The organism is Thermoprotei archaeon (assembly GCA_038881895.1).
Lineage (GTDB): Archaea > Thermoproteota > Thermoprotei > Gearchaeales > WAQG01 > JAVZOV01.
In genome coordinates, this window is the sequence record JAVZOV010000003.1 from 228,365 (window position 1) to 250,799 (window position 22,435).

Annotated in this window: 21 protein-coding genes, 2 tRNA genes and 1 pseudogene; 10 read left to right on the forward strand and 14 right to left on the reverse strand. The window is 35.2% G+C overall.

From position 1 onward, the window contains the following. Positions 1 to 419: 419 nt before the first annotated feature. Positions 420 to 1,781: an acetyl ornithine aminotransferase family protein gene (locus QW128_06610; GenBank protein ID MEM3833246.1), complete on the reverse strand. Its 1,362-nt coding sequence runs from the start codon at positions 1,779 to 1,781 to the stop codon at positions 420 to 422. A 250-nt stretch (positions 1,782 to 2,031) separates the two neighbouring features. Between QW128_06610 and QW128_06615 the strand changes: the two genes are divergently transcribed. After that, positions 2,032 to 2,523 carry an adenosine-specific kinase gene (locus QW128_06615; protein ID MEM3833247.1) on the forward strand — a complete coding sequence of 164 codons (492 nt, stop codon included), beginning with the start codon at positions 2,032 to 2,034 and terminating at the stop codon, positions 2,521 to 2,523. Here QW128_06615 and QW128_06620 read toward each other — a convergent pair. From QW128_06620 to QW128_06630, 3 genes are all read right to left on the reverse strand, one after another. Continuing rightward, complete coding sequence (locus QW128_06620) at positions 2,516 to 4,261, reverse strand: DUF2070 family protein (GenBank protein ID MEM3833248.1); 1,746 nt, start codon at positions 4,259 to 4,261, stop codon at positions 2,516 to 2,518. The two genes, QW128_06615 and QW128_06620, sit on opposite strands and share 8 nt — an antisense overlap. Before the next feature lie 9 nt (positions 4,262 to 4,270). After that, positions 4,271 to 4,456: a preprotein translocase subunit Sec61beta gene (locus tag QW128_06625; GenBank protein ID MEM3833249.1), complete on the reverse strand. Its 186-nt coding sequence runs from the start codon at positions 4,454 to 4,456 to the stop codon at positions 4,271 to 4,273. Between the two features lie 557 nt (positions 4,457 to 5,013). Further along, a complete protein-coding gene (locus QW128_06630) occupies positions 5,014 to 5,163 on the reverse strand; it encodes a hypothetical protein (GenBank protein MEM3833250.1) in 150 nt (49 codons plus the stop codon). Between the two features lie 366 nt (positions 5,164 to 5,529). Here QW128_06630 and QW128_06635 point away from each other — a divergent pair, with 366 nt between their 5' ends. After that, positions 5,530 to 5,988: an adenylyltransferase/cytidyltransferase family protein gene (locus QW128_06635; GenBank protein MEM3833251.1), complete on the forward strand. Its 459-nt coding sequence runs from the start codon at positions 5,530 to 5,532 to the stop codon at positions 5,986 to 5,988. A gap of 734 nt (positions 5,989 to 6,722) precedes the next feature. Here QW128_06635 and QW128_06640 read toward each other — a convergent pair. Then, positions 6,723 to 7,364, reverse strand: coding sequence for an HD domain-containing protein (locus QW128_06640; protein MEM3833252.1), 642 nt, complete (start codon positions 7,362 to 7,364; stop codon positions 6,723 to 6,725). 228 nt (positions 7,365 to 7,592) lie between these two features. Continuing rightward, positions 7,593 to 8,747, reverse strand: coding sequence for a saccharopine dehydrogenase C-terminal domain-containing protein (locus tag QW128_06645; protein MEM3833253.1), 1,155 nt, complete (start codon positions 8,745 to 8,747; stop codon positions 7,593 to 7,595). A gap of 111 nt (positions 8,748 to 8,858) precedes the next feature. On the opposite strand from QW128_06645, the gene QW128_06650 reads away from it, so the two are divergent. The 7 genes from QW128_06650 (at position 8,859) to QW128_06680 (ending at position 15,431) form a co-directional block, all read left to right on the forward strand. Beyond that, a tRNA-Arg gene (locus tag QW128_06650) sits at positions 8,859 to 8,937 on the forward strand. Positions 8,938 to 9,331: 394 nt separating this feature from the next. Beyond that, entirely contained in the window at positions 9,332 to 10,606 is a 1,275-nt protein-coding gene (locus QW128_06655; GenBank protein ID MEM3833254.1) for a signal recognition particle protein Srp54, read from the forward strand. 9 nt (positions 10,607 to 10,615) lie between these two features. Further along, positions 10,616 to 11,974, forward strand: coding sequence for a tRNA pseudouridine(54/55) synthase Pus10 (locus tag QW128_06660; GenBank protein MEM3833255.1), 1,359 nt, complete (start codon positions 10,616 to 10,618; stop codon positions 11,972 to 11,974). Between the two features lie 4 nt (positions 11,975 to 11,978). Continuing rightward, positions 11,979 to 12,431, forward strand: coding sequence for a ribosomal protein S18-alanine N-acetyltransferase (gene rimI, locus QW128_06665; protein ID MEM3833256.1), 453 nt, complete (start codon positions 11,979 to 11,981; stop codon positions 12,429 to 12,431). A gap of 55 nt (positions 12,432 to 12,486) precedes the next feature. After that, on the forward strand, positions 12,487 to 12,954 hold the full coding sequence (gene moaC, locus QW128_06670; GenBank protein ID MEM3833257.1) for a cyclic pyranopterin monophosphate synthase MoaC: 468 nt from the start codon (positions 12,487 to 12,489) through the stop codon (positions 12,952 to 12,954). A 44-nt stretch (positions 12,955 to 12,998) separates the two neighbouring features. Continuing rightward, a complete protein-coding gene (locus tag QW128_06675; GenBank protein ID MEM3833258.1) occupies positions 12,999 to 14,612 on the forward strand; it encodes an ABC transporter permease subunit in 1,614 nt (537 codons plus the stop codon). A 3-nt stretch (positions 14,613 to 14,615) separates the two neighbouring features. Continuing rightward, positions 14,616 to 15,431: an ABC transporter ATP-binding protein gene (locus tag QW128_06680; protein ID MEM3833259.1), complete on the forward strand. Its 816-nt coding sequence runs from the start codon at positions 14,616 to 14,618 to the stop codon at positions 15,429 to 15,431. A gap of 7 nt (positions 15,432 to 15,438) precedes the next feature. On the opposite strand, the gene QW128_06685 is transcribed toward QW128_06680, so the two are convergent. From QW128_06685 to QW128_06705, 5 genes and pseudogenes are all read right to left on the reverse strand, one after another. Then, the gene (locus QW128_06685) at positions 15,439 to 15,969 is read right to left on the reverse strand and encodes an AAA-associated domain-containing protein (protein ID MEM3833260.1); all 531 of its coding nucleotides are present in this window, start codon (positions 15,967 to 15,969) and stop codon (positions 15,439 to 15,441) included. Between the two features lie 103 nt (positions 15,970 to 16,072). Beyond that, positions 16,073 to 16,145, reverse strand: a tRNA-Thr gene (locus QW128_06690). Between the two features lie 42 nt (positions 16,146 to 16,187). After that, positions 16,188 to 16,838, reverse strand: a complete 651-nt coding sequence (upp, locus tag QW128_06695; protein ID MEM3833261.1) for a uracil phosphoribosyltransferase — start codon at positions 16,836 to 16,838, stop codon at positions 16,188 to 16,190. A 57-nt stretch (positions 16,839 to 16,895) separates the two neighbouring features. Beyond that, a pseudogene (locus tag QW128_06700) lies at positions 16,896 to 17,937 on the reverse strand (adenylosuccinate synthetase). 313 nt (positions 17,938 to 18,250) lie between these two features. Further along, positions 18,251 to 19,303 carry an L-myo-inositol-1-phosphate synthase gene (locus tag QW128_06705; protein MEM3833262.1) on the reverse strand — a complete coding sequence of 351 codons (1,053 nt, stop codon included), beginning with the start codon at positions 19,301 to 19,303 and terminating at the stop codon, positions 18,251 to 18,253. Positions 19,304 to 19,792: 489 nt separating this feature from the next. On the opposite strand from QW128_06705, the gene QW128_06710 reads away from it, so the two are divergent. Continuing rightward, positions 19,793 to 20,095, forward strand: a complete 303-nt coding sequence (locus tag QW128_06710) for a ribonuclease P (protein MEM3833263.1) — start codon at positions 19,793 to 19,795, stop codon at positions 20,093 to 20,095. Between the two features lie 13 nt (positions 20,096 to 20,108). Here the strand turns inward: QW128_06710 and QW128_06715 are convergent, their stop codons facing one another. Genes QW128_06715 through QW128_06725 form a run of 3 tightly spaced genes read right to left on the reverse strand, consistent with a single transcriptional unit; the run spans position 20,109 to position 22,431 of the window. Further along, positions 20,109 to 21,059 carry a hypothetical protein gene (locus tag QW128_06715; protein MEM3833264.1) on the reverse strand — a complete coding sequence of 317 codons (951 nt, stop codon included), beginning with the start codon at positions 21,057 to 21,059 and terminating at the stop codon, positions 20,109 to 20,111. A gap of 53 nt (positions 21,060 to 21,112) precedes the next feature. After that, on the reverse strand, positions 21,113 to 22,267 hold the full coding sequence (locus tag QW128_06720) for a transposase (GenBank protein ID MEM3833265.1): 1,155 nt from the start codon (positions 22,265 to 22,267) through the stop codon (positions 21,113 to 21,115). Further along, positions 22,234 to 22,431, reverse strand: coding sequence for a helix-turn-helix domain-containing protein (locus tag QW128_06725; protein ID MEM3833266.1), 198 nt, complete (start codon positions 22,429 to 22,431; stop codon positions 22,234 to 22,236). The genes QW128_06720 and QW128_06725 overlap by 34 nt, the downstream gene beginning before the upstream one ends. Positions 22,432 to 22,435 lie beyond the last annotated feature (4 nt).

The window sequence follows — 22,435 nt, forward strand, 5'->3', positions numbered from 1 at the left end:
TCTACAATATTATTTGTGACATGTGATATATAAACTCATCTCACAATCACGGTGATTAACTATTTTTATAAAATCATGGATCATATTTTATGATATATCATAAAACAGTTTATGAAAAAAATAAAAAACATAGGATATATAGCCAGAAATATGCAAAAATATCTAATGATATGTGTGAGATTTAATATGATAAACAATTCTTTTTTAAAGATGAAAATATTACGTGATTAAGTCACTGAAAGTCATTTTATGATTCGTGATTTCAATGTAAAATACTTGCTTATTTTTCAGTGATTTTTCTTTATTATGATAATTGTGATAAAAGTCACGGGCGTGGTGTGATATCTTATTAAAATCATTAGCTGTGACTAAGTTATGCGAAAAAGATCATGTGGTTTTATGGCTTACCATTGTGATTTTTATAATGTTTTTTCTGTGACTCTTATGTTTTTCTCGATTATTTCAATTGCTTTCTCAGCTAGTTCTCGTGTCATAGTTAATGGTGGTGCTATTCTTAGTGTTGATTTTCCTGCCGTTATTAATGCAACACCTTGCTTCCAGCTTTGTATAATAATATTTTCAGCTTCCTTAATCCCTGGTTCTTTAGTTTTTTTATCCTTCACTATTTCTACACCTATCATAAAACCTTTTCCTCTTACATCTCCTACTATTTTACTACTTTCTTCGATTTCTTTAAAATGTTTGTAAATATAATCCCCTACTTTCTGCACATTTTCAAGGAGGTTATTTTTCTCTATATACTCAATAGTCGATAGTGATGCGACACATGATACAGGATTCCCGCCGAATGTTGATGCGTGAGATCCCTTCTCCCATGTCATGACATCTTTACTTGCTATCATTGCTCCTAAAGGTAATCCTGAGGCGATGGCTTTTGCTAATGTTATTATGTCAGGTTTAACATTCCAATGCTCTATTGCAAACCATTTACCGGTTCGTCCAAAACCTGCTTGTATTTCATCATCTATGAATAAGATCCCATATTTTTCAGCTAGTTTTTTTAATTTTTCAAAATATCCCTGAGGCGGCCAAACATAACCTCCCTCACCCTGCACCGGTTCTACTACTATGCCTGCTACTTCTTCAGGTGGTACATATTTCGAGAGAACCCATTCTTCAATATAGTCAACGCAATATAGATTACATTCTGGATATTGTAGATGAAATGGGCATCTATAACAATATGGATACGGAACCTGAACTGTTGCTGGAACGAGTGGCGAAAATCCTTTCCGTTGCACTGGCTTTGATGCCGTCAAACTCATAGCTCCATAAGTTCTTCCATGAAACGATCCTATGAACGAAAAAAGGTAAGGCCGACCAGTTTTATATCTTGCCAACTTCATTGCTGCTTCTATTGCTTCAGCTCCACTATTCGAAAAATGAACCATTTTCTCTTTACCGTTTACAGGAACGATTTTTGTTAATTTCTCTGCTAATGTTACGGCCTCTTCATAATAAAAGTCTGTGAGACTATAGTGTAAAAATTTATCAACTTGCCTTTTTATTGCTTCAGTAACTTCTTTTGGACGTCCAACATTAAGTACTACTAATCCAGAATTAAAATCTATATACTCATTACCATCAACATCGACCACTACATTTTCTTTAACTTCCTTTACAACCAAAGGATAGAAGCGAACATAAGAACGTGAAATAACTTTACTATCACGTTCAATTATTTTTTGAGCATTTGGGCCTGGTGGTGGAACGACAATTTTAGGTAAATCGTGAGGTTTATTGATAGACTCTTCACCCATAGAATACCACCGAAATATTAAGATCACGCACCTTTATATATATTTCTAACTTCGTACTATTTTAACAAATTTCTTCATAACTTCGAAATATAACTATCATCAATCAAAAATATAACCACTCGTTTATATAAGAAAATCGTACTCAAAATTTTCTTTCATAACGCTAACTAGATTTATTTAGAGAATTTAGATAATTTACGGATCATAAAGTTTAATAGTTTTTGCGATAAAAAATATTTTGGTGTACAGTATGAGCGTTCAATTAAAAATTGTGAAAATAGTGCCACCAGAGGGTACAAATATTATTATAGGACAAACACACTTTATTAAGACTACTGAAGACATTTATGAACTTTTCGTTACAATAACACCTCATATAAAGTTTGGATTGGCATTCTGCGAATCATCAGGCCCACGTTTAGTGAGGCGCGAAGGTAATGATCAGGAGCTTATAGAATTAGCAACGAAGTACGCTTTAGATGTTGGAGCCGGTCATGTATTTGTAATCGTAATTAAAGGTGGTTATCCCATAAATGTATTAAATGCTCTTAAAAATGTTCAAGAAGTTGTAGGACTTTATTGTGCTACCGCTAACCCGATCGAGGTAATCGTAGCCGAAACAGAACAAGGCAGAGGAGTTTTAGGCGTCATAGACGGAGGGTCTCCACTAGGTGTTGAGAAAGAAGATGACATTAAGGCAAGACGCGATTTTCTAAGAAAAATAGGATACAAACTTAGATAACATTAAATATTACAGTGATGAACGCAGCAATCATGAAAATAATAATAGGATATAATTCACCTTTAGGAACATATTTTTTCGCCATCTCATCTAATTTATAAAGATTTTTCCCTAAAATCCTCAAATCTGTTATTGTAACATTAATATCACTTACTAATATTCTCTCCTTAAGATCTGCATTTTTCAGCCTATCCAGTATGATTTTTATTATTTCCGAAATATTACCATTTTCACCTAGCATGCTATAACCCTTTCCTCCTGGAACCAAAGCTACTACCGAATGTGTATCGCTTGTACACACTTCCCCATCATAACCTATTTTTAATGTTTCATTTATTATCTGTTCTCTTAATCCAACAATCATATTATTGGAATCAAAAAGCATTATGTAAAATGGTTTTTCATTTTTAGGCTCCAAAACCATTATAGCAATACCACCCTCGCCATATCCTTCATGAGGTTTTCCTGGAAACGCTGTCTTTACAAGACTTATTTTTCCCTGTCTCTTTTCCAATTGTTTAAGCTGCATTAACGCTTTTTCTATTGCTTTTATTGAAGATCTACCGGCAATATCCTTCGAGAGTATTTCTGATCTGTCATTTGAGAGAGCGTTATGAGCATCTATTATTATTGGTTCCTTTAAACCAAGACTTTGGGAAAGTTTTTTTACTGGGTTTACAATATTTTCTGGTAAATCCTCCATCGGTAATGGTGATGCAGTCACAGTTATTATTGGAATATCATTAATTAAGAATGCCTTGACTTTTATCTGATCCTCACTAACATCTATAAGCCTTGTTAAGTATACTTCATCAGTTTGTGATTGAGAGTTAATTATCGCCGTTTTTATCAATGATATTACTCTTTCCCTATCGTCATTAAGCACTAGATCAGATTCATGATTTGATGGAACATGGAATGGCATTGCAACAACACTCATCTCATCCCACATTTTTTTCATTATCTCAGAAGGTAAATTCGAACTACCCATATGCATTATAGGACCTGGATGTATCGGTATTGATATTAATACCCCAATCGGTTTGCTCTCATTATAAAACACTAACAACCGCGCAATGTAATCTGCGGATGTAGATATGCTAGAAAACACTTGTTCAAGAGCTGTAGAATCCTTATTTGACCAAAGCCTCAGAAATGCACGAAATAGAGATATTGGACCAAGCCCAAACTTCCTCTTACCACTAATTTCAATGTACGCCATATAAACAAATCCTACCGCAGTTAAAATAAACGGAAGGAAAAAATCAATCAAAGAATTCTTCAAATTCTTTAATACAACGTCATTAAAGTATAACATAGAAGACGATAACGGAAGCAGACACATAATACTCATTAACCCACGTTTAAAACTCTTTGTAATAACAGGTAGAGAATTAAAAACAAACGACAATATAGTAGCCGATAATATTGCCCCTAATATTCCAGAAATTATATCTTTTAAAAGAAGATGCAAAAGACCTGCAAAAATTATCATAATATATATTCCCAAACCTCTTCTCTTTGTAATATATTGATCTATCCTTCCATAAAGTAATAACACCGCTATACTCATTATGATTATTACATTAACTATCATAAATCCAACATTAAAAAAGATCACAGGAATTACTACATACAACAACGATAACACAAATGCCATCATTAGTAACAATCTTAAATTAGGTAATGACCATAACTTAGAATAATGAAGTGGAATAGATAAACCATCATCACTCATTATTTCTCACTAAGGAAGTACTCTAGCTTGTGCCAAAAGCACTAATGCCATTATTAATATCGATATGAATATCACAATAGGTGGGCTTATCTTTACATTAGAGATATCCTCATCATAAAATCTTATCAGACCTGCCCCTGTTACAGGTGTCGCCTCACGCCTTTTTCCACCTTTTCTTTTCTCCTTTCTTGACATCTCACACTTTCTTATGTTTCTCTTCTACTTAAATTTTAATTTTTCATTTTACACTCTTCCACATAAGCTCATTCCATTACAAACACTCCCTCACAATTCATCCTATCATAATCCACAAAAGAACATCAAGACATAGCAAAGCTGAAAAACTAATAAAATAATTAACATGATATAATGAATAACACTTGAACAAAACATTTTTCCCTTAGATATTTAGTATGAATTTTTTAGTTATGTTTTTCTATAAAAATAAAAAAATTTAAATTAAATTGTTAAAAATTATTTTTTAGAAATAAATACTCCCACACCCCTTTATTTCCACTGGAAATAATATAGCATTATCCTGTTATTTTTCTACTAAAATATTTTTTAGTAAAATACATGAATATCTGTACCATAAAGCATTTAATATTTTAAAGAAATAACAAATGGGGTATTTTATTCTTAAGGAAATATGTTATTCTTAAACAAAAAGTTAATATCATGAAGAAACAGCATTTTGCTCACTAGTTCCAGTGGAAACAGAGGGGTGTGGGGGTTCTGAGTTAAGTAGAGATTCATAGTGTTTTATCACCTCTACTCAACTCTTCCCTCTCGATTAGCTCATCGAGGGCTTTCGGGGTAAACCCGACATCCCCACATCCGAAGGTCAACCCCCAGCCCACCCATCCCCATAGGAAGTCATGCTTCCAGAGCAGAGGGGACATTAAAACGTATGAGCAACCTCTATTTAAACCTATCTGCTCTGAAAATACTGACAAAGGCAGCTAAACGCTGCCTCTTAGCCTCTTTGAGAGTGCAAAGCTTCTCCATCAAGAAGATATTATGGCTTATCTCTATTTAAGTCTATCTATTTTGAAACTGTTTTTTAAGTCTTTCTTTATAGCAATTCTCTAACTAAACCGTTATTTAGAGAATGTGTGTTTCCATTATCTTAATTTAAAATTTATTGTTTTATTTTTTGTTTAATATTTTCTGGTGAATGTTTTATTTGATTTTCTTAATTATTCTTTGATCTTCAATGTATGCAATTCAATTTATATTTCTGGTGGAATTTTATAGTTTGGGATGCAATGAAGAGGAAAAAAGTATTAGTGGCTGGTACATTCGATATAATTCATCCTGGTCATTTATATCTTTTTAAGAAAGCTAATGAGTTAGGGGATGTTATTGTGATCGTTGCCAGGGATAATTCTGTTAAACGTTTTAAAGGAAGGCCCCCTGTAATACCTGAACAGCAACGATTAGAAGTTGTATCATCAATAAAATATGTGAAGAAAGCTATATTGGGTCATGACGATCCAGACATTTTAAAGATTGTTGAAGAAATAAAACCAGATATAATACTTCTTGGTCCTGACCAGAATTTTAAAGAAGAAGATATAACTAAAGAGTTAGAGAGAAGAGGATTAAGAGTAGAAGTGAGAAGAGCTGAACAATATATAGGATGCTCCTTCTGTAGTACAAGTAAGATCATTAGAAGAGTAATAGAACTTTATAAAGATAATCAAATCAAAATTCACTATGTTTAATTATAGCTATTAAATAAATCAAGTTCCTAAAATCCTTTGTTAATTGCTAATATCCTCTCTGCGCTAAAGATGAGGGTTGGACAGCAGCTCCCAAATAGATAGATTTTTATAGATGTTTAGTGTATTAAAGAATGCATGAACGTGCCCGATATGTGGTGGTAAATTGGCACCGAATGGGCACGTCTAAACATGCTCAGGATGAGGGGAGCCCCGTTGACCCAGAAAGCCCTCTATGAAATTGAGAGGGAAGGGACGAAAGTCCATGAATCCCATAACGGTTCTCTTTTTAGGTTGTTCATTGTTTTGTAAATTGCTTTCACTTCTCTCACTTTTGTCATTGCTGGATGTGAAATACTTATCTTGCTTCTCTTGTCAGCTGTAGATCGCTTAATCTTGAAACCATAGTCTCTAATTAAGAATGAGTATGGGTTGTAACTGATGAAAAATGGATAAAAGAATTATGCTATAGAGGAATATATAAAATAGCTATGGATTATCCAGATATAACAATTAGAAAAAGATCTTTAATAAATAATTATGTGAAACAGCAAAATACGAAAATAATTTAACTTCCACAACAACTTGAACTTTCAGATTTTGTCTTTTTCTTAGATTTTTGTTTACTTTTTTCTTTACTACTCACGTTTATCACCAAAAATAAAATGGTTTTTCCTATATATTTTTCCTATGTTGGTATAGTTGAAATGTTAATCTATCCTTCGAGATAAAGAACTTCACATCTCTCCTTCCCATTCTTTTAAAAATCTTTCGAGATATTGTTCAACAAATTTATGTCTGTCTTCGGCTATTTTCTTCCCTGTTTTTGTGACGATCATATTTTTAACTCTCAAAACTTTTTCATATATATGATTAATCGATGTTAATGATTTCCCATCATATCTTTCCTTTGGTGAAGTTGATGGATCGTGAATTGGCATATTACTCCACCCTCCATGAGTAAAAACTCTTGCTATTCCGATCGCGCCAAGCATATCTAATCTGTCTGCATCTTGTAAGATCTGTGCCTCTATGATTTCAGGTTTAAGATTGTTTCTATATCTATGCACCATAATACAATACACAACTTTTTCAATTTTTGCTTCTGGAAAACCGACCTCTTTGAGTATCCTTCTTGCAATTTTTGCGCCTTCGATAGCATGGTCTTTAATTTTTCCCTCATCCTCCATGGACCTAGCAACATCGTGGAGAAGAGCAGCTGCCTTTACTACATCTAAATCCACATTAGAGTCCTCCTCCTTTGCAATTCGAACGGCTAAGTTATACACTCTTTCCACATGAAATCTATCATGATGTGAGTGTTTATAAAATTCTTCACTTCTTTTTCTTATTTTTTCAAAAAGTTCATCGTTGGACATAAACCTGGCACCTCAGAATAACACTATACTCCATTACCAAATATTTTAACTTACTCATTTATTTTTTCATTAATTTTCGTTATTTAGTTTTGACTTAAGGAAAACGTAAATTTAGTCCAATCTTTTCATATCTATTCTACTATCAATGTGTAATACCATTTAACTAAAAATTCTTTGACTAATTAAGAACATTAAAAGAGCTTTAAAGTGAAAACTCAAAAATTTAGATCAGCTTAAACTTTTTTCGATAATATTTATCTCTTTTATATGAATATTCTTCTCGGCTAAGTGTTTTAGGACATACTTTGTATACTTCTCATTAAGACCAATTATCTCTGGGGGGACTACACCTTTCTCACTAATCATCCCCATTCCAAGAAGTAAAGCAATACCAGTGGCAGTATAAGCAGTAGTTCTAGATAAAGCTGTCAAACCTTTATCTTCATCATAAACATCAACAACCTCAAATATCTTACTCAAAAGTGAACCATCTTTTACACCGTTCAGAATAATTCTCAAAAGAAGCATATCAGGCTCCTTTATCCTTAAATTCTTATCAAGCAATCTTACTAAGAATTTTCTCGGTTCTACTTTAAAATCATCAACGTCTAAAGGATCTCTATCCAACATTCCTAATCTTTTGAGCAAAAGAATTTTTTCAACATGACCTGGGTATCTTAAAGTTTTCTCCCACATCTCAACAACTTTATCACCAAAAGTTTTCACCAATGTGCGTAGACCATCAGTATAAAAAGCCTCAAATTCTCCTAAACCTTCAAATCGAACTAACTCAACACCAGTAAGAGGTTCAACATAAGAGAGAACACCATCTTTAACTATTCTTACAGTCCTTGTATACTCCTCGATTAAATCTTCAGATGACCATGTTATCACATAATCAAGTGGAGGAACAAGCCTCTTAGGTAACCCACCAACAAATATTTTAATAGATCTCACATCATCAAACTTAGAATAACCGTACCCAACAAGCAAATTACTCAAACCAGGAGCGACACCACAATCAGGTATTATAGTCACACCAGCATCCTTAGCTCTAGAATCAAGCTGAAAAGGATCCTCAGGCATATAAGAAATATCTACCATATTCACACCAGCATCAACAGCAGCCTCCTCAACCCTAAAACCCAAAGAACCAGGCAAAGCACCAACAACCAAATCATACCTTCTCATTAACCTAATTAATTCACTCCTATCACGGACATCAATACGAAAACCTTCAACCTTCTCACCACGAAGAATCTTAACAACCTCGTAATTATAATCACCAACATCAACAACCGAAGTCAAATTAGAAGAAACTAAATCATCAACAATAACAGAACCAACAAGTCCATAACCTAATACGAGCACTTTCATCCACATCACCAACTAACCAACTATTGACAATCGATATAAATTTTAAGATTTAAAGTAAACAAACAATCGACCACTAAAACCTACAAAATATAAGGAACGTTTAACAAATTATTTTTAGGGCCCGTAGTCTAGCATGGATTATGACGCAGGCCTTCGGAGCCTGAGATCCGGGGTTCAAATCCCCGCGGGCCCGCCACACCTGTTAAATTCACATCAACTTTAATATGAAATTAACATTAATGCTCTCATATAATAAATAAACACTCATACGAAACTCGGGCACCAAGTTTTAAAATTTATTTCTTAGGGGTAAGAATTTCTCAAGGACTGTTTCCTTTGACTGGTGCTATTATTATACATTTTAAGTGAGTAGTGCTAGGTGAGAATTTAGGTTCTGTAAATTATTGTTTTGGTAGCTATGTTTAAAATTGGTGAGGATCTAACAAAAATATTTTGATTTTGGTAGTGATTGATTAAAGTTATTTTGTTATCTGCGTTGGATTTATTTGCATGTTTCTGTTATTATATTGGAGATAATCGTGGTTCTTAAGGATTTTTCAAAGTCCTTGGTTGAGGCGATAAAACGTTTTATGGGTAGTTCTGGTGATGAAGTAGCAGTAAGAGAATTTATCAGGGAAATTCAGAGAGCTTTGATTAGGGCTGATGTTAATGTTTCTCAAGTTCTTGAGCTCAGTAAGAAGATTGAAACTGCATCTAAACGGACTGATATTCCACCAGGTTTTACTAGAAAGGATGCTGTGCTGAAGGCTCTTTATGAAGAATTGGTTCATCTTTTAGGTGGTGAGCAGGCTTATCGTATACCTATCCAGCCTGGTAAACCGAACATTATAATGATGGTTGGTATTGAGGGTTCTGGTAAGACTACTTCAGCAGCTAAATTGGCTAGATATTATAAAATGAAGGGATATAAGGTTGGGCTTATAAGTGCAGATACTTACCGTCCGGCAGCTTTTGATCAGTTAAAGCAGCTCGGCGATCAGATAGGTGTATCTGTATATGGAGAACCTGGATCTAAAGATCCTGTTGTAATAGCTAGACGTGGTGTTGAAAAGTTTGCTAAGGAAGGATGTGAGGTAATAATTCTTGATACTGCTGGTCGTCATAAGGAGGAAAAGGGTCTTATAGAAGAGATGAAACAGATTTCTAATGCGATAAGGCCCAATCATGTGATATTAGTTATTGATAGTACTATTGGACAGGGTGCTTATCAACAGGCTAAGGCTTTTCATGAAGCAACAAAAATTGGTAGTATTTTTGTATCAAAGTTAGATGGTGCAGCTAGAGGAGGTGGTGCTTTAAGTGCAGTTGTAGCTACTGGCGCTCCAATCTCTTTCATAGGTACTGGTGAGAAAATCGAGGAAATTGAGATGTTTGATCCGTCAAGCTTTATTAATAGATTATTGGGTATGGGTGATCTAAAAGCCCTCGCTGAGAAGATGGAAGAAGCAGGTGTTGAGGCAAAAGTTAAACCCTCTGATATTTTTTCTGGTGAATTTACGTTAAAAGAAATGGTTGAGCAGATCATAGAAGTACGCAAGATGGGGCCACTTAGCAAACTGCTTAGCATGATACCAGGCATGGGTTATGGTAGTTTGCCTGATGATGTTCTAGAAAACGCTGAGAAGAATTTAGATAAATGGTCTGCTATAATTAATTCCATGACTAAAGAGGAGCTAAAAAACCCTCAGATGATAGATAAATCTAGAATGAGACGAATTGCAAGAGGATCAGGAGTATCAACAAAAGATGTGCAGGCATTGGTTGAACAGTATTTCATGTTGAAGAAAAGTTTAAAGAAAATTAAAAGAATGGGGTTAACCATTGGCAAAAAATTACCCAGATGAGGAGACGATATGACGCAGGAGCTTTTAGATTTAGTTATTAAGATTTTGATTAATTACCCATTATGTGATAGCTGTTTAGGGCGACTATTTTCAAGGTTGGGTGGTAATATAGGTAATGCTGAGAGAGGAAGAGCGTTAAAGCGAGTATTATCTATACAATCCCATTTACTTTTACTAAACAGTGATGATAAGGGATTAGAAATATTGAATGCATTGTATAGATCTGGGTTTGATGAAGCACTATCAATTTATGAAAAGTTTAACGTGACAGCTAGTGCAGAAAAATGTAGCATCTGTGAAAACTTAATGCTCAAAATACCTGATATAGCAGAAAGAATTAGTAAAGAAGTAAGTGAATTTGAATTTGATACATTTATGGTCGGGTCTATTATTCCAAAAGAATTTATTGAACGCGAAGATCAAATAAGGTCCTTGTATAGCCTTACACATGGAGAATCCTTGAAATTAGATTTTAATAGACAGTTAGGGCGAAGTCTTGAATCATCACTAAATAAGATAGTAAACTTTGATAAACCAGATATAACAATAGTTTATAATGCAATAAATGATACTGTTGAATTATCATTAAGACCTGTATACGTTTATGGAAGGTATTTAAAACTCATAAGAGGTATTTCTCAGACGCGTCAGTTTTGTCCTCACTGTGGAGGCAAGGGATGCGAGCATTGTAATTATACTGGATTCTTACCAGGTAGATCTGTTGAAGATTATCTAGTTCCTCCTATTGTAGAAGCTCATAAAGGAGCTGCTGGTGTATTGCACGCTGGAGGGAGAGAAGATATTGATGTGCGTACTTTAGGAACAGGGCGCCCATTTGTAGTTGAAGTAAAAAATCCAAGGAAAAGACACGTAAACCTTCATGATTTATATGAAGCAATAGAGAAATATAGTGAAGGTAAAATCACTGTCAAGAATCTCTGTTACGTGGATCGTTCTATAGTAAAGAAAATTAATGTATATTCCAGAATTCACGAAAAACGTTATAGAATAGTCATAAGATTTCCGAAAACACAAATTAGAGATGATATAATTAATAAAATAAAGAGTTTAGCAGGAATAACAATTAGGCAACGCACACCGAGAAGAGTGCTTTACCGAAGAGTTGATAAGGAACGTGTAAAACGTATATATAGTATAGAACCACGTCTAATTGATGAGCACACTATTGAACTTAACATTTTATGTCAAGGTGGGTTATACGTGAAAGAGTTCGCTACCAGTGATGAGGGTAGGACAAAACCTAGTATAGCAGAAATTGTGGGAGAAATACCTGAAATTGTAGAACTGGATGTAATTGAAATAGCACCCTACATTGAAAAACAGCTCGGATTACCCTGTACAGGGTGATCAGATGGATTTACTTATACGTCGAGCAAAATCATCAGATTTAGATTCCATTTATAAAATAGAAGTCATTTCATTCGGATATGAGGCGTTTTCAAAAGGATTTCTTTTAGAAATGCTCTTTAGATTTCCTGAATTTTTTATTGTTGCAGAAAAGGATAACGAAATAGTAGGCTATTTATCAGCCTCGATAGAAGGTTATTTTAACAAAGTTTGTCATTTGTTAAGTATTGCTGTATTACCGGAATATAGGAATAGAGGTATAGGCAGTCTATTATTAAAACACTTAATTGATTTGATAAAGACAAAAGGTATAAGATCGATAATACTTGAGGTAAAAAAGGATAACGAACCAGCAATAAATGTTTATAAAAAGTTTGGTTTCGAGATAATTGGTTACAGATATCGATATTATCATGACGGCTCCGATGCATTAATAATGAAACTAAATTTAGTTTAAAGTAACTAATGAAAAGAGCTTATATATCCTAGAATGCTTATTAATGATGAGAATCATGTCTGACATCAAAATGGTCGAAATTACTACTAAGCCTGATGTTATAAGAAAAGCGACGGCTAGAGGGTTTATCAAGCTAAAATCTTCTACAATTTCATTAATTCGCGAAGGTAAAATTGAAAAAGGTGATGTTTTAACTACAGCCAAGATCGCTGCTATTCAAGGTGTTAAGAAGACTTGGGAACTCATTCCTCTATGTCATCCTATACCTATAACAGGTGTAGAAGTTACTACTGACATAAATGATGATAGTATAGAGATAACAGTAAGCGTTACCAGTATTGGAAAAACTGGCGTCGAAATGGAGGCGTTAACAGGTGTATCATTAGGTTTGCTAACCATATGGGACATGGTTAAAGCATATGAAAAGAATGAACGCGGAGAATATCCGAATACAGCAATTGAAAATATAAGTGTTCTTCATAAAGAGAAAACAACACAATCCGATGCAATTTTACATGGTTAAAGTTAAAAATATATAAGCTGCTTCAATCTTTAGCTATTGGGCAAATGATGAATATCATAACAATAATGATGGCCATCGGTCTTTCATGGGCAAGATTAGGGATTGCTCTGATATTATCTGTCTTCATAAGTTTTTGTTTTGGAATATTAGCAGCAGTAAATAAAAAAGCAGAGCATGTAATAATACCTCTCATAGATGTGTTCCAGTCGATCCCGATACTTGGCTTCTTTCCCATTGCTGTTTTTATATTGGTAATGTATTTTCCAAATTATGGACTTGAAATGGCTGCTGTTTTTCTCATAATAACAAGTCAGGTATGGAATATGATATTTGCTGTTTATGAATCCTCCAAATCACTACCAACAGAACTCATAGAGTTAATGAAAATTTATAATATGAATTGGTTACAACGAATCAGAAGAATTTACATTCCAGCAAGCATACCTAGGCTCATAGCAAATTTCCCTGTTTCATGGGCTGTTGGACTTTTCTTTCTTTCATCAAGTGAAATAATAAGCTTAGGTACCACAAACTATCAGTTATTTGGCATAGGCTCTTTAATAGCGCAAATTATTACAAGCGGTCAGGTCATTGATCTCTACATAAGTTTTGGTCTATTAATATTGATGCTCGTCTTAACACATAGTTTAATTTTTAACCCTCTTTATAGCTGGTCTTTAAAATACAAGTACGAGATGACAACTACAACTACACCTGTACAACGGCCATGGTTTATAAGCACCTTTGTTAGAGCAAGCAAACCATTTAGAATCTTAGTAAGACAAGTAAGAGTGTTCAGAAGACCATTATCTCCAGTGGCAAAACCAATATCAAATGAACAAACGATACCTTTCATTGAACCTGGACAACCTAAAGTATGGGAAAAGGAAATTAGAATCATTCGGTTAACCATCAAATTAACTGCGTATCTGTTTCTGATGTCACTAATCACCTATCTAGGTATAATTGTATGGCCAGCACTCATTGGTGCATTACAAGTTTTTACAAATATAAACGAGCTAGTTTACATTCTTTATGGAACTGGTGTTTCAGGAGTCAGAATAATAATCTCGGTTATTTTTATGCTACCACTCATTGTAGTTGCGGTTTATGTTTCATTGAGTAGAATGTTAAAACAGATTCTATTGCCTATTTTCCAAATATTAGCTTCAATACCTGCCCCCCTACTCTTCCCGTTAATAGTTCAATGGTTTGGAGAGCATCAGATTGAGATCGCATCTATAATTATAATAATGTTGGGATCAATGTGGTATGTTTTCTATAATACATTTTCTGCGATAGAAGCATTACCTAATGAGCTGAAAGAAGCATGTATATTATCAGGCTTGCGAAGATTCTCGCTTTTTAGAAAATTATACCTACCTGCATTAATGCCAGGTCTTATTACAGGCCTTATAACTGCTGTGGGGGGAGCATGGAATGCCCTTATCGTTGCAGAATGGTTATCACTCGGACCAAAAACTTATTCTGTACATGACGGTATAGGGAAAATTATAGACGAAGCAGCAAACCAAGGTAATCTTAACCTTATGTATGCTGCTTTAATAATGATGGTGGTAGTTGTTATTGTTCTTGATAGAACTGTTTGGAGAAAATTATATGATTATGCGACAACGCATTATAGGTATGAGGTGTGAGTCATGACATTATCTGAAAAACAAACATTATCAATATCTGAGGTAAAAAAGATGGCGACAAAAAATCTTACACCAATTTTATCTGTAAAGAACGTCAGTCATTCATTCGTTACTGGAGATAAAACATTCCCAGTTATTGATAATGTAAGTTTTGATGTCGTGGAGCACGAATTTGTATCAATAATCGGTCCTAGTGGATGTGGAAAGAGCACATTACTTAGAATTATAGCTGGTCTTATAAAACCTACATCAGGCATAGTATTATATAGAGGTAATCCTGTAATAAAACCAACGTATAAAATTACTATGGTATTTCAGAATTTTGCTCTCCTTCCATGGCTTACAGCATTAGAGAACGTTGAACTTCCATTATTAAACTTAATACCTGATAAACAGGTTAGACGTGAACGAGCAAGTAAGATGCTAGAGATCGTTGGATTAAGTGGATTTGAAAATGCATATCCTAGGGAACTTAGTGGAGGTATGAAACAGAGAGTGGGGATTGCGCGTGCATTAGTCTCAGATCCAGAAGTCTTACTTATGGATGAACCGTTTAGTAATCTGGATGCCTTAACTGCAAGTTATTTAAGATCAGAGATTATTAGTATGCTTTTTAACTCATCGTTATCACTTAAATCTGTTATAATGGTAAGTCATAATGTGGAAGAAGCTGTTGAACTATCAGATAGAGTAATAGTGCTTAGTAAAAGACCAGCTAAGAACACTGCAGAGGTTGAAATAAACATGCAACGACCGAGAAGTATTAGATTACCGATGTTCACAAGTTATGTAGATAAATTATACGAATTATTAAGCTAAAAATGATTCACACTTTTCGTTTTGATTTCTTGAAAAAATTATTATCACTTGAATAAAGGAATAATCCAATGTATAATCCCCAATCGATTAAAGTTTGTACCAGCTTATCACGAAAACCAATCTCATTAATCTCACTATAACCTAAACTGGATAAAAGTTCAATAAGTTCTTCAATTTTAAATGATCCTTGCTTATTGATCAATGAAAGAGCAGATTTAAATGGTTCAAGATTCTTAACTTTATCTCGCAAAATACTACGTCTAGATTGTACAGGGGCTTTTATAAATAATTCGCCAGATTCAGTAAGAAAGATATCTCCACCATCTATAACTGCAAAACCAAGCATCTCCGCAATCTCTAAAACAGGGATCAAATCATCGACCTCAAGATCAAAATATTCTGCCAACCTATACAAATCTGCATGCCTATTGAACACTACATCAAGAGCTCTTAAAAGGCCAAACACACTTTCTATCTTTATCCCAAGAGGCATAAAAGGAAATTTAGCGTGCTGTTGTGATTCGTCAGATTTACTCATTTCACATTATATATTACTGAACATTAAAATAAATGTTTCTTTTACAATTGAAAACACCACTTTTCAGAGTTAAGAGAAACAGTAATGATGATATGCACAGAAAAGCCCCGGGCGGGGTTTGAACCCGCGACCTGCCGCTTACAAGGCGGCCGCCCTACCCGCTAGGCCACCGGGGCACCACTAAAGAAATTTTCTTCCAAAATAAATTTTTTATTTTATTAGCCAAACGCTCTATCTCCAGCATCACCAAGGCCAGGTATTATATAACCATGCTCATTAAGTTCAGGATCTATAACCACAGTAATAATCTCTACCGAAGGGTAACTATCTAGTATCTTCTTAATACCATACTCAGTTGCTATTACTGAGACAACTATTAACCTTTTAGGTTTTCCAACACTGAGAACTTCAGCTATAACTGATGAAATCGTTGATCCAGTAGCTAACATTGGATCCGCTACGATAACAATATCCTCAATACTTATTGACGGTATTTTCACATAAAATTTCTGCACCGTTATATTTTCTATACCTGGTCTCTCTTCAATACGTTTTATTGCTACAATACCTTGTTTTGCATCGGGTAATGCTTTTAATAAACCCTCCACTAAAGGTGTGGCAGCTCTTAAAACGTTAATAATTATTATATGATCAAGATCAGGTATTCTATAACCTTTTGCCTTCACCATAAGTGGAGTTTCTACTTCAACCTCTTCAAGTTTCATTGTTTTTATTAACTCATACCCTATCAATCTCCCTAATTTTACTAATCCCTTTCTGAACCCAATCTGTTTCGTATTCTTATCTCTAAGCTGTGTGAGTATTACTTTCGCCAAAGGATGATCAATGACTTTGACATGCTGATTTATCAACTTCTACACCTACATTATATAAGCAGAAACACACTAGATATTTTTTATCTTAATTCAGATTAACCTAAGCTCTGGCCTTCTATCTATTATGTCATATACTTCACTACCAGTTCCTATTAAACTTACAGGGACTCCTGTTTGAGCTTCGATTTCTTCAATGAACCTTTTAGCCTCATCAGGTAATTTGTTATATCTCTGTACTCCTGCAAGCTTTGGATATAGAACATCAAGTTTAGTAATAGCTATCTGAGTTGCACTATTTAACATGACAGCTCTTTTAGCTAGTTTAAAATTAAAAGGTGCAACCCTACGTAATCTCCCAGTCACAGTACCATACTCAACCAATCCCATTCTTTTAATCTCATCAACACTCAACTCACCCTCTAAGGGACCAGCTCCCACTCTTGTTAAATATGATTTAAAGACAACTAGCACCTCTGATACCTTTTTAGGCCCCACACCAACATCAGAACAAATAGCTGCTGCCGTAACATCCTTAGAAGTAACATATGGATACGTACCATGATATACAGATAAAAACGTTCCCTGTGTACTCTCTATAATAACTCTCTCTTTATTATCAATTGCTTCATTGACCTTACCAGCAACATCCTCAATTAATGATGATAACTCAGGGATATCCTTTGCTAACTTAGCAACTCTTCTCACTCGATCACTTATAGCCGGACCAGAGCCAGAGCCTGTGGTCTGTACAACATTTCTTAAATGATCATCAGTTTTATCTTGCTTCTTATGATACTCCTCTATTACAGTAGATTGAGCATCGACCCATATTCGATTACGCACGTTCAACTCATTAATCTCTTTAAACAACACTTGTGTATCAATTGCAACCCCAGCACCAATATACAGACGCGTATTAGGATTAACAAATCCTGATGGAACCAAACGCAACTTGTACACTTTACCTTGATAAGTTACCGTGTGACCAGCATTGGGACCAACACCACCACGTACAGCAACGCCTACCTCATCTCTTAAGGATAAATATGATATGATTTTGCCTTTGGGGGCCTTCTATTCAGGCTTTCCCCTCGTCACCAAACCCTCCTCCAACAACAACGATTGCCCCCAATATTATCACCCATTATTATTACGCACAGTCATATATTAAGTTGTCAACAGAAAACTTTATACATAACATTTTGTCCTTAATTTTGAAGTATTCCTTAATAAAATGAATTGAATATCTCAAAATGACAAACAACATGATAATTAGAGAAATCCCGTCCGGCCACCCGTCGTACATCATTGACAGGTAGTCTCTGCGATCGAAGGCCTCTTCATCCGGCATTTTTACTATTCATACGCAATCTTTTAACTTTATCCATGTTATTTACATAAAAATAAAGGACAATCTTATAAGAAAACTTTTACTAACATGCGTCTCACGATTGATTAATAAATTTAATGAATTCTTCATAAGCCATGTGAACATTTTTTGGATGCGGTTGGGGTGGATTTTTAAAACCATAATCACATATTGGTTTAACAGGACCGGTCAGACCTCTATCTCTCGCTATCTTTAATGCTCTGGTTACATCAAGCAATACATTACCTGCATTTGGACCATCCTCAGTACGCAATTTTATATCAAGTATTATTGGTGAGCCAAGATAACCGTATCCTTTTACCCATAAGTAACTAATTCTAGTATCACTTAAAAACGGAACGTAATCTGTCGTTCCGGTGGCAATTTCCGCCTCCTGAGTAATAGCACTGGAGACAGTTTTTGTTTTAATAGTCCTTTTTAATTGTTTCACATCCTCATTCATAGTATTCAAAGTTTCCACACTACCACCCGCATCAAGCTGATAACTACTTTCTATAAGAATACCTCTCTCTTCTAAGAAATTAAGAATCTGCTTATGTAATATAGTTCCTCCAAGCTGACTTAACAAATCATCACCAACAACAGGCAACCCTAAATTCCTGCATCTAGACACAATTTCCTCATCATTAACTATATTAGAAGGTGTTGCGTTAACAAAAGCCACATTAGCTTTTAAAGACATTTCAGCATAAAACTTCGATGTTCTATCCAAACCAGCAGGCAATAAATTTAGAACAATGTCAACTCGATTACTTTTCATAACATCTGCAATATCGACTGGCTTTTCATCAGAATACAATATTACTTTTTTAAGAGTAGAACTAAGTGGTTCCACAACATGACCCATAAGAACCTCTACACCCAAATTAGGCACATCCGCATATTTTTTGATAGTATTCGGCTCTGAAAATATCGCCTTTGACAAATCCATGCCAACCTTTCTCTTATCAACATCAAAAGCGGCCACAATTTCAATATCTGAAACCTTATACGGGCCAATCTTCTCATGCCAAAGACCAGTTCCTCCATTCTTGTAATAATACAAACCCTGCACAAAACTAGAAGCGGCATTACCTACTCCAATCAAACCCACTCTTATTTTACTCATAATTTAGTGTTAAAAATAGAAAGAAATAAAGTTATTCGTTATCTTATCTACTAATCATATTTTCTGCCGTTATCAGTAGTTTTAAATATGTTTATAGGTTGATTGCATATATTTGTATGATGATTGAAACCTGTCTCCTCTGCTCAGGAAGCTTAACTTCATATGTGAACAGGTTAATGAAAATGTGAGAAATACGGTTCAATCATGAGATAGAGATGTTATAGCGCTGCGTTGAATCTTCAGATGTGTGAGTTAGGGTTCTCCCGAAAGGAGCTAGGCTTGATGAAGCTCAAGGACTAAGTATTGATTCCATACATGCCCATACTTAGTTCAGAACCAAAAACAGGCTTTGGCCTTGGATCTAGTCTTTTTTTCTTTAAAGGATGAATCCCTACTGTTCATGTTATCAACAGGGAATTTAGGCATTTTGCGAACATTCAATAAAGAACGCTTTTATATTTTGTTAGAATTATAACAATGGGGCCATTCATGGTACGTCCTATAATAAAGGATCTTGCAAGGCAAAGAATGTACATACTTTTCAACAGAAGCATGTCTATAGTGAGGACTGATCCAGAACTTGCCAGACGATATGTGAATATTGCATTAGCAATAAGTAGAAAATCAGGTGTTCCAATTCCAAGACAGTTCAAAATGAATTATTGTAAGAAATGTCATAGTTTTCTAATGCCTGGTGTCACGTCAAGGGTTAGGTTAAGAGGTAAAGGTAAAAAAAGACTTGTTATTAAGTGCCTTTCATGCGGAAGGATTTTCAGACATCCAATACGGTAATTCACGAAGATGATTATTCATTGCTAGTATGTCCAATTATACATGATGGCCATGTGGCATTTGTTGGTCTATTAATTATTTGAATGCTGTATGCTGGATGAATCTCCGCCCACAAACCGTGATCAGTATCTATTACTAAGACTCCAGTTACTTTAACTATATCACCAGGACATACGCCACCACCTATTGGGTCTAACACAGGATGTTGATCAGCTGGAACAACTTCAATATGCAACATTCCATGTCTAAGTAAATAATTACCTATAGTTAGTACACTCATGTTTTGAGAAATTGGTATTAGATCAAATACAAAATCACCATCCGAAGCATGCTCTATATAATTACTAACAGTTCCAATAACAGAAACACAAGTATTAACAATACGTAAACGTTCAGGGTCATGGGTCGCAAAGAAAACATTATTCTGACTTGGACAAAGACTTAAATTATGTTGTGACCATCGGGTTTCAGGATTCCAATTCTCAGGCATAAATGAATAAAATGCTGCCGAAGCATTGTAAAATACTGCTTGTCCACCTATAATTAGTCCAATAATGCTTAACACAAAAGCTACCTTAGGAAGACTGCTTAGACCATATTTACTCTTTATCCAAAAAAGAAGAACTATTAGAGATAATATTGACAATAATAGTGTTAACAAGGCAGGAAATGCGTAAAGGGCTAAATAGTATGAAAGAAGCGAAAACAGAGAAGCAAAAGTAGCCACATATCTATCCCGACTGGACTTTATAGAATAGAATATTACATACACAAACGGTAATAAAAGAACACTGAAGATAGTAAAACCAGTATGTATTCCATCATCTCCATAGTACAAAATGGCAATTGAAAGAACTATAAGGGATTCAAACGATGAGAGGAATAATGCAGAGGTAAGGTGTCCATAGCGAAGGTTAACATAGGAAGTAAGATATGCTAACAGTGGTCTTAAGATTATACTCAAGACAGCAACAATCAAGAATATTGACGAAGTAAATACATAGAATGGGTTCTGGGTTAAGTAGGAATATATAGTGAATTGTTGCTTTTATTCCTACTTAACCCTTCCCCCTCGATTATTTCATTGGGGGCTCTTTGGGGGAACCCTTCTCCCCGCATCTGAAGGTTCAACACCGCTATGATATCTCTATCCATTGTTAACCCGCACTTTTCGCACTTCATTATCCTGCCCAGATAGGAAGCCATGCCTCCTGAGCAGGCTGGGCAGGTTTTAGACGAGTTGGCTGGGTTAACGTATTTTACTGGTAGGTTAAGCCATTTCAGCTTGTATTCAAGCATGAACTGAAACGTCCTTGCGTTCCACTTTGAGAGCTTTCGGTTCACGTCTTTAGACTTGTTGAGGATTCGCCCCTTTATACCTTTCAGGTTTTCAAGTATTGCTCCGCAGTTCTTCTCCTTGAGCTCCCCCGCAACCTGTGTGGTTAACTTGTGCATGAAGTCTTTAGCCCTATTCTCCTCACGTTTAGAGTACTTCTCTAATAGTCTCTTTGAGGTTAGAGGCTTAAACTTAGATAACTTTTGTATCCTCTGCCGCTTAGTTTCATAGGTTCTGTGAATATGGTAGAGCTCTCTTAAGTCATAGCGCTTGATCTCACCACCTATGAACGCCGTCACGTTCGTTAAGTTAACATCGAAGGAAGCCCACTCATCAACCTTCGGCTCAACCCTCTTCTTAACCGTTACTATCAACTCACTTTCAGTCATAAGTAGTCCACCGACTTTATCAAAGTCTCTTGGAATCCACGAACACTTACTCAAGTCAACCTCAAGATACCGCTTACTAGGCTCTACGCTTATCCTCAGTATGCCATTTCTGAAGCTGAAGAGCGTGCTTTTAATATATACTGTCCTCTTAGTTATCTTAGGAGGCTCCTTCGCCCTTCTCCTATTGTAGAGCGTTATCCAGCCCTTAACAAGCCCTATGACAGAGTTTATTGCTGAATCAACGTAATGCTTTGAGTATCTCCATCCCCTCAGCAGTTCATCCCTAAGCCTTTTCCTATTCTCTCTATCGAATTCGAGGTGAGCCTTCTCGGAAATTTTAACGTGTGAGAAGATTGTGTCTAAAGCCTTCCGCTTAACTTTGAAGTATTCCTCGATTAAATCCTTCGGAGCCTCTACTGGGATCCTGTAGCTCTTAATTGCTTCCATAATCTCTCAACTTCGCTCTTGGGATATCGGAGCTTGCCAGTTGGGAGCCTAACAGCTCTAATAATGCCTTTCCTTTGCCACTCCCAGAGCGTTTTAACTGAGATGTTGAATATCTTTGCAACATCCTTTGGTCTAAGCAGTTCCTCGTAATCTCCAGACGTCATTAAG

Excerpts from the sequence above, each read along its gene's own strand:
- QW128_06725 (MEM3833266.1), bottom strand. The coding sequence starts at position 22,431 with ATGACGTCTGGAGATTACGAGGAACTGCTTAGACCAAAGGATGTTGCA.
- QW128_06630 (MEM3833250.1), bottom strand. The coding sequence starts at position 5,163 with ATGTCCCCTCTGCTCTGGAAGCATGACTTCCTATGGGGATGGGTGGGC.
- QW128_06685 (MEM3833260.1), bottom strand. The coding sequence starts at position 15,969 with ATGAGTAAATCTGACGAATCACAACAGCACGCTAAATTTCCTTTTATG.
- QW128_06675 (MEM3833258.1), top strand. The coding sequence starts at position 12,999 with ATGATGAATATCATAACAATAATGATGGCCATCGGTCTTTCATGGGCA.
- rimI (MEM3833256.1), top strand. The coding sequence starts at position 11,979 with ATGGATTTACTTATACGTCGAGCAAAATCATCAGATTTAGATTCCATT.
- QW128_06710 (MEM3833263.1), top strand. The coding sequence starts at position 19,793 with ATGGTACGTCCTATAATAAAGGATCTTGCAAGGCAAAGAATGTACATA.
- QW128_06655 (MEM3833254.1), top strand. The coding sequence starts at position 9,332 with ATGGGTAGTTCTGGTGATGAAGTAGCAGTAAGAGAATTTATCAGGGAA.
- QW128_06645 (MEM3833253.1), bottom strand. The coding sequence starts at position 8,747 with ATGTGGATGAAAGTGCTCGTATTAGGTTATGGACTTGTTGGTTCTGTT.
- QW128_06620 (MEM3833248.1), bottom strand. The coding sequence starts at position 4,261 with ATGAGTGATGATGGTTTATCTATTCCACTTCATTATTCTAAGTTATGG.
- QW128_06635 (MEM3833251.1), top strand. The coding sequence starts at position 5,530 with ATGAAGAGGAAAAAAGTATTAGTGGCTGGTACATTCGATATAATTCAT.
- QW128_06610 (MEM3833246.1), bottom strand. The coding sequence starts at position 1,781 with ATGGGTGAAGAGTCTATCAATAAACCTCACGATTTACCTAAAATTGTC.
- QW128_06615 (MEM3833247.1), top strand. The coding sequence starts at position 2,032 with ATGAGCGTTCAATTAAAAATTGTGAAAATAGTGCCACCAGAGGGTACA.
- QW128_06660 (MEM3833255.1), top strand. The coding sequence starts at position 10,616 with ATGACGCAGGAGCTTTTAGATTTAGTTATTAAGATTTTGATTAATTAC.
- QW128_06705 (MEM3833262.1), bottom strand. The coding sequence starts at position 19,303 with ATGAGTAAAATAAGAGTGGGTTTGATTGGAGTAGGTAATGCCGCTTCT.
- QW128_06720 (MEM3833265.1), bottom strand. The coding sequence starts at position 22,267 with ATGGAAGCAATTAAGAGCTACAGGATCCCAGTAGAGGCTCCGAAGGAT.
- QW128_06625 (MEM3833249.1), bottom strand. The coding sequence starts at position 4,456 with ATGTCAAGAAAGGAGAAAAGAAAAGGTGGAAAAAGGCGTGAGGCGACA.
- QW128_06680 (MEM3833259.1), top strand. The coding sequence starts at position 14,616 with ATGACATTATCTGAAAAACAAACATTATCAATATCTGAGGTAAAAAAG.
- moaC (MEM3833257.1), top strand. The coding sequence starts at position 12,487 with ATGTCTGACATCAAAATGGTCGAAATTACTACTAAGCCTGATGTTATA.
- QW128_06640 (MEM3833252.1), bottom strand. The coding sequence starts at position 7,364 with ATGTCCAACGATGAACTTTTTGAAAAAATAAGAAAAAGAAGTGAAGAA.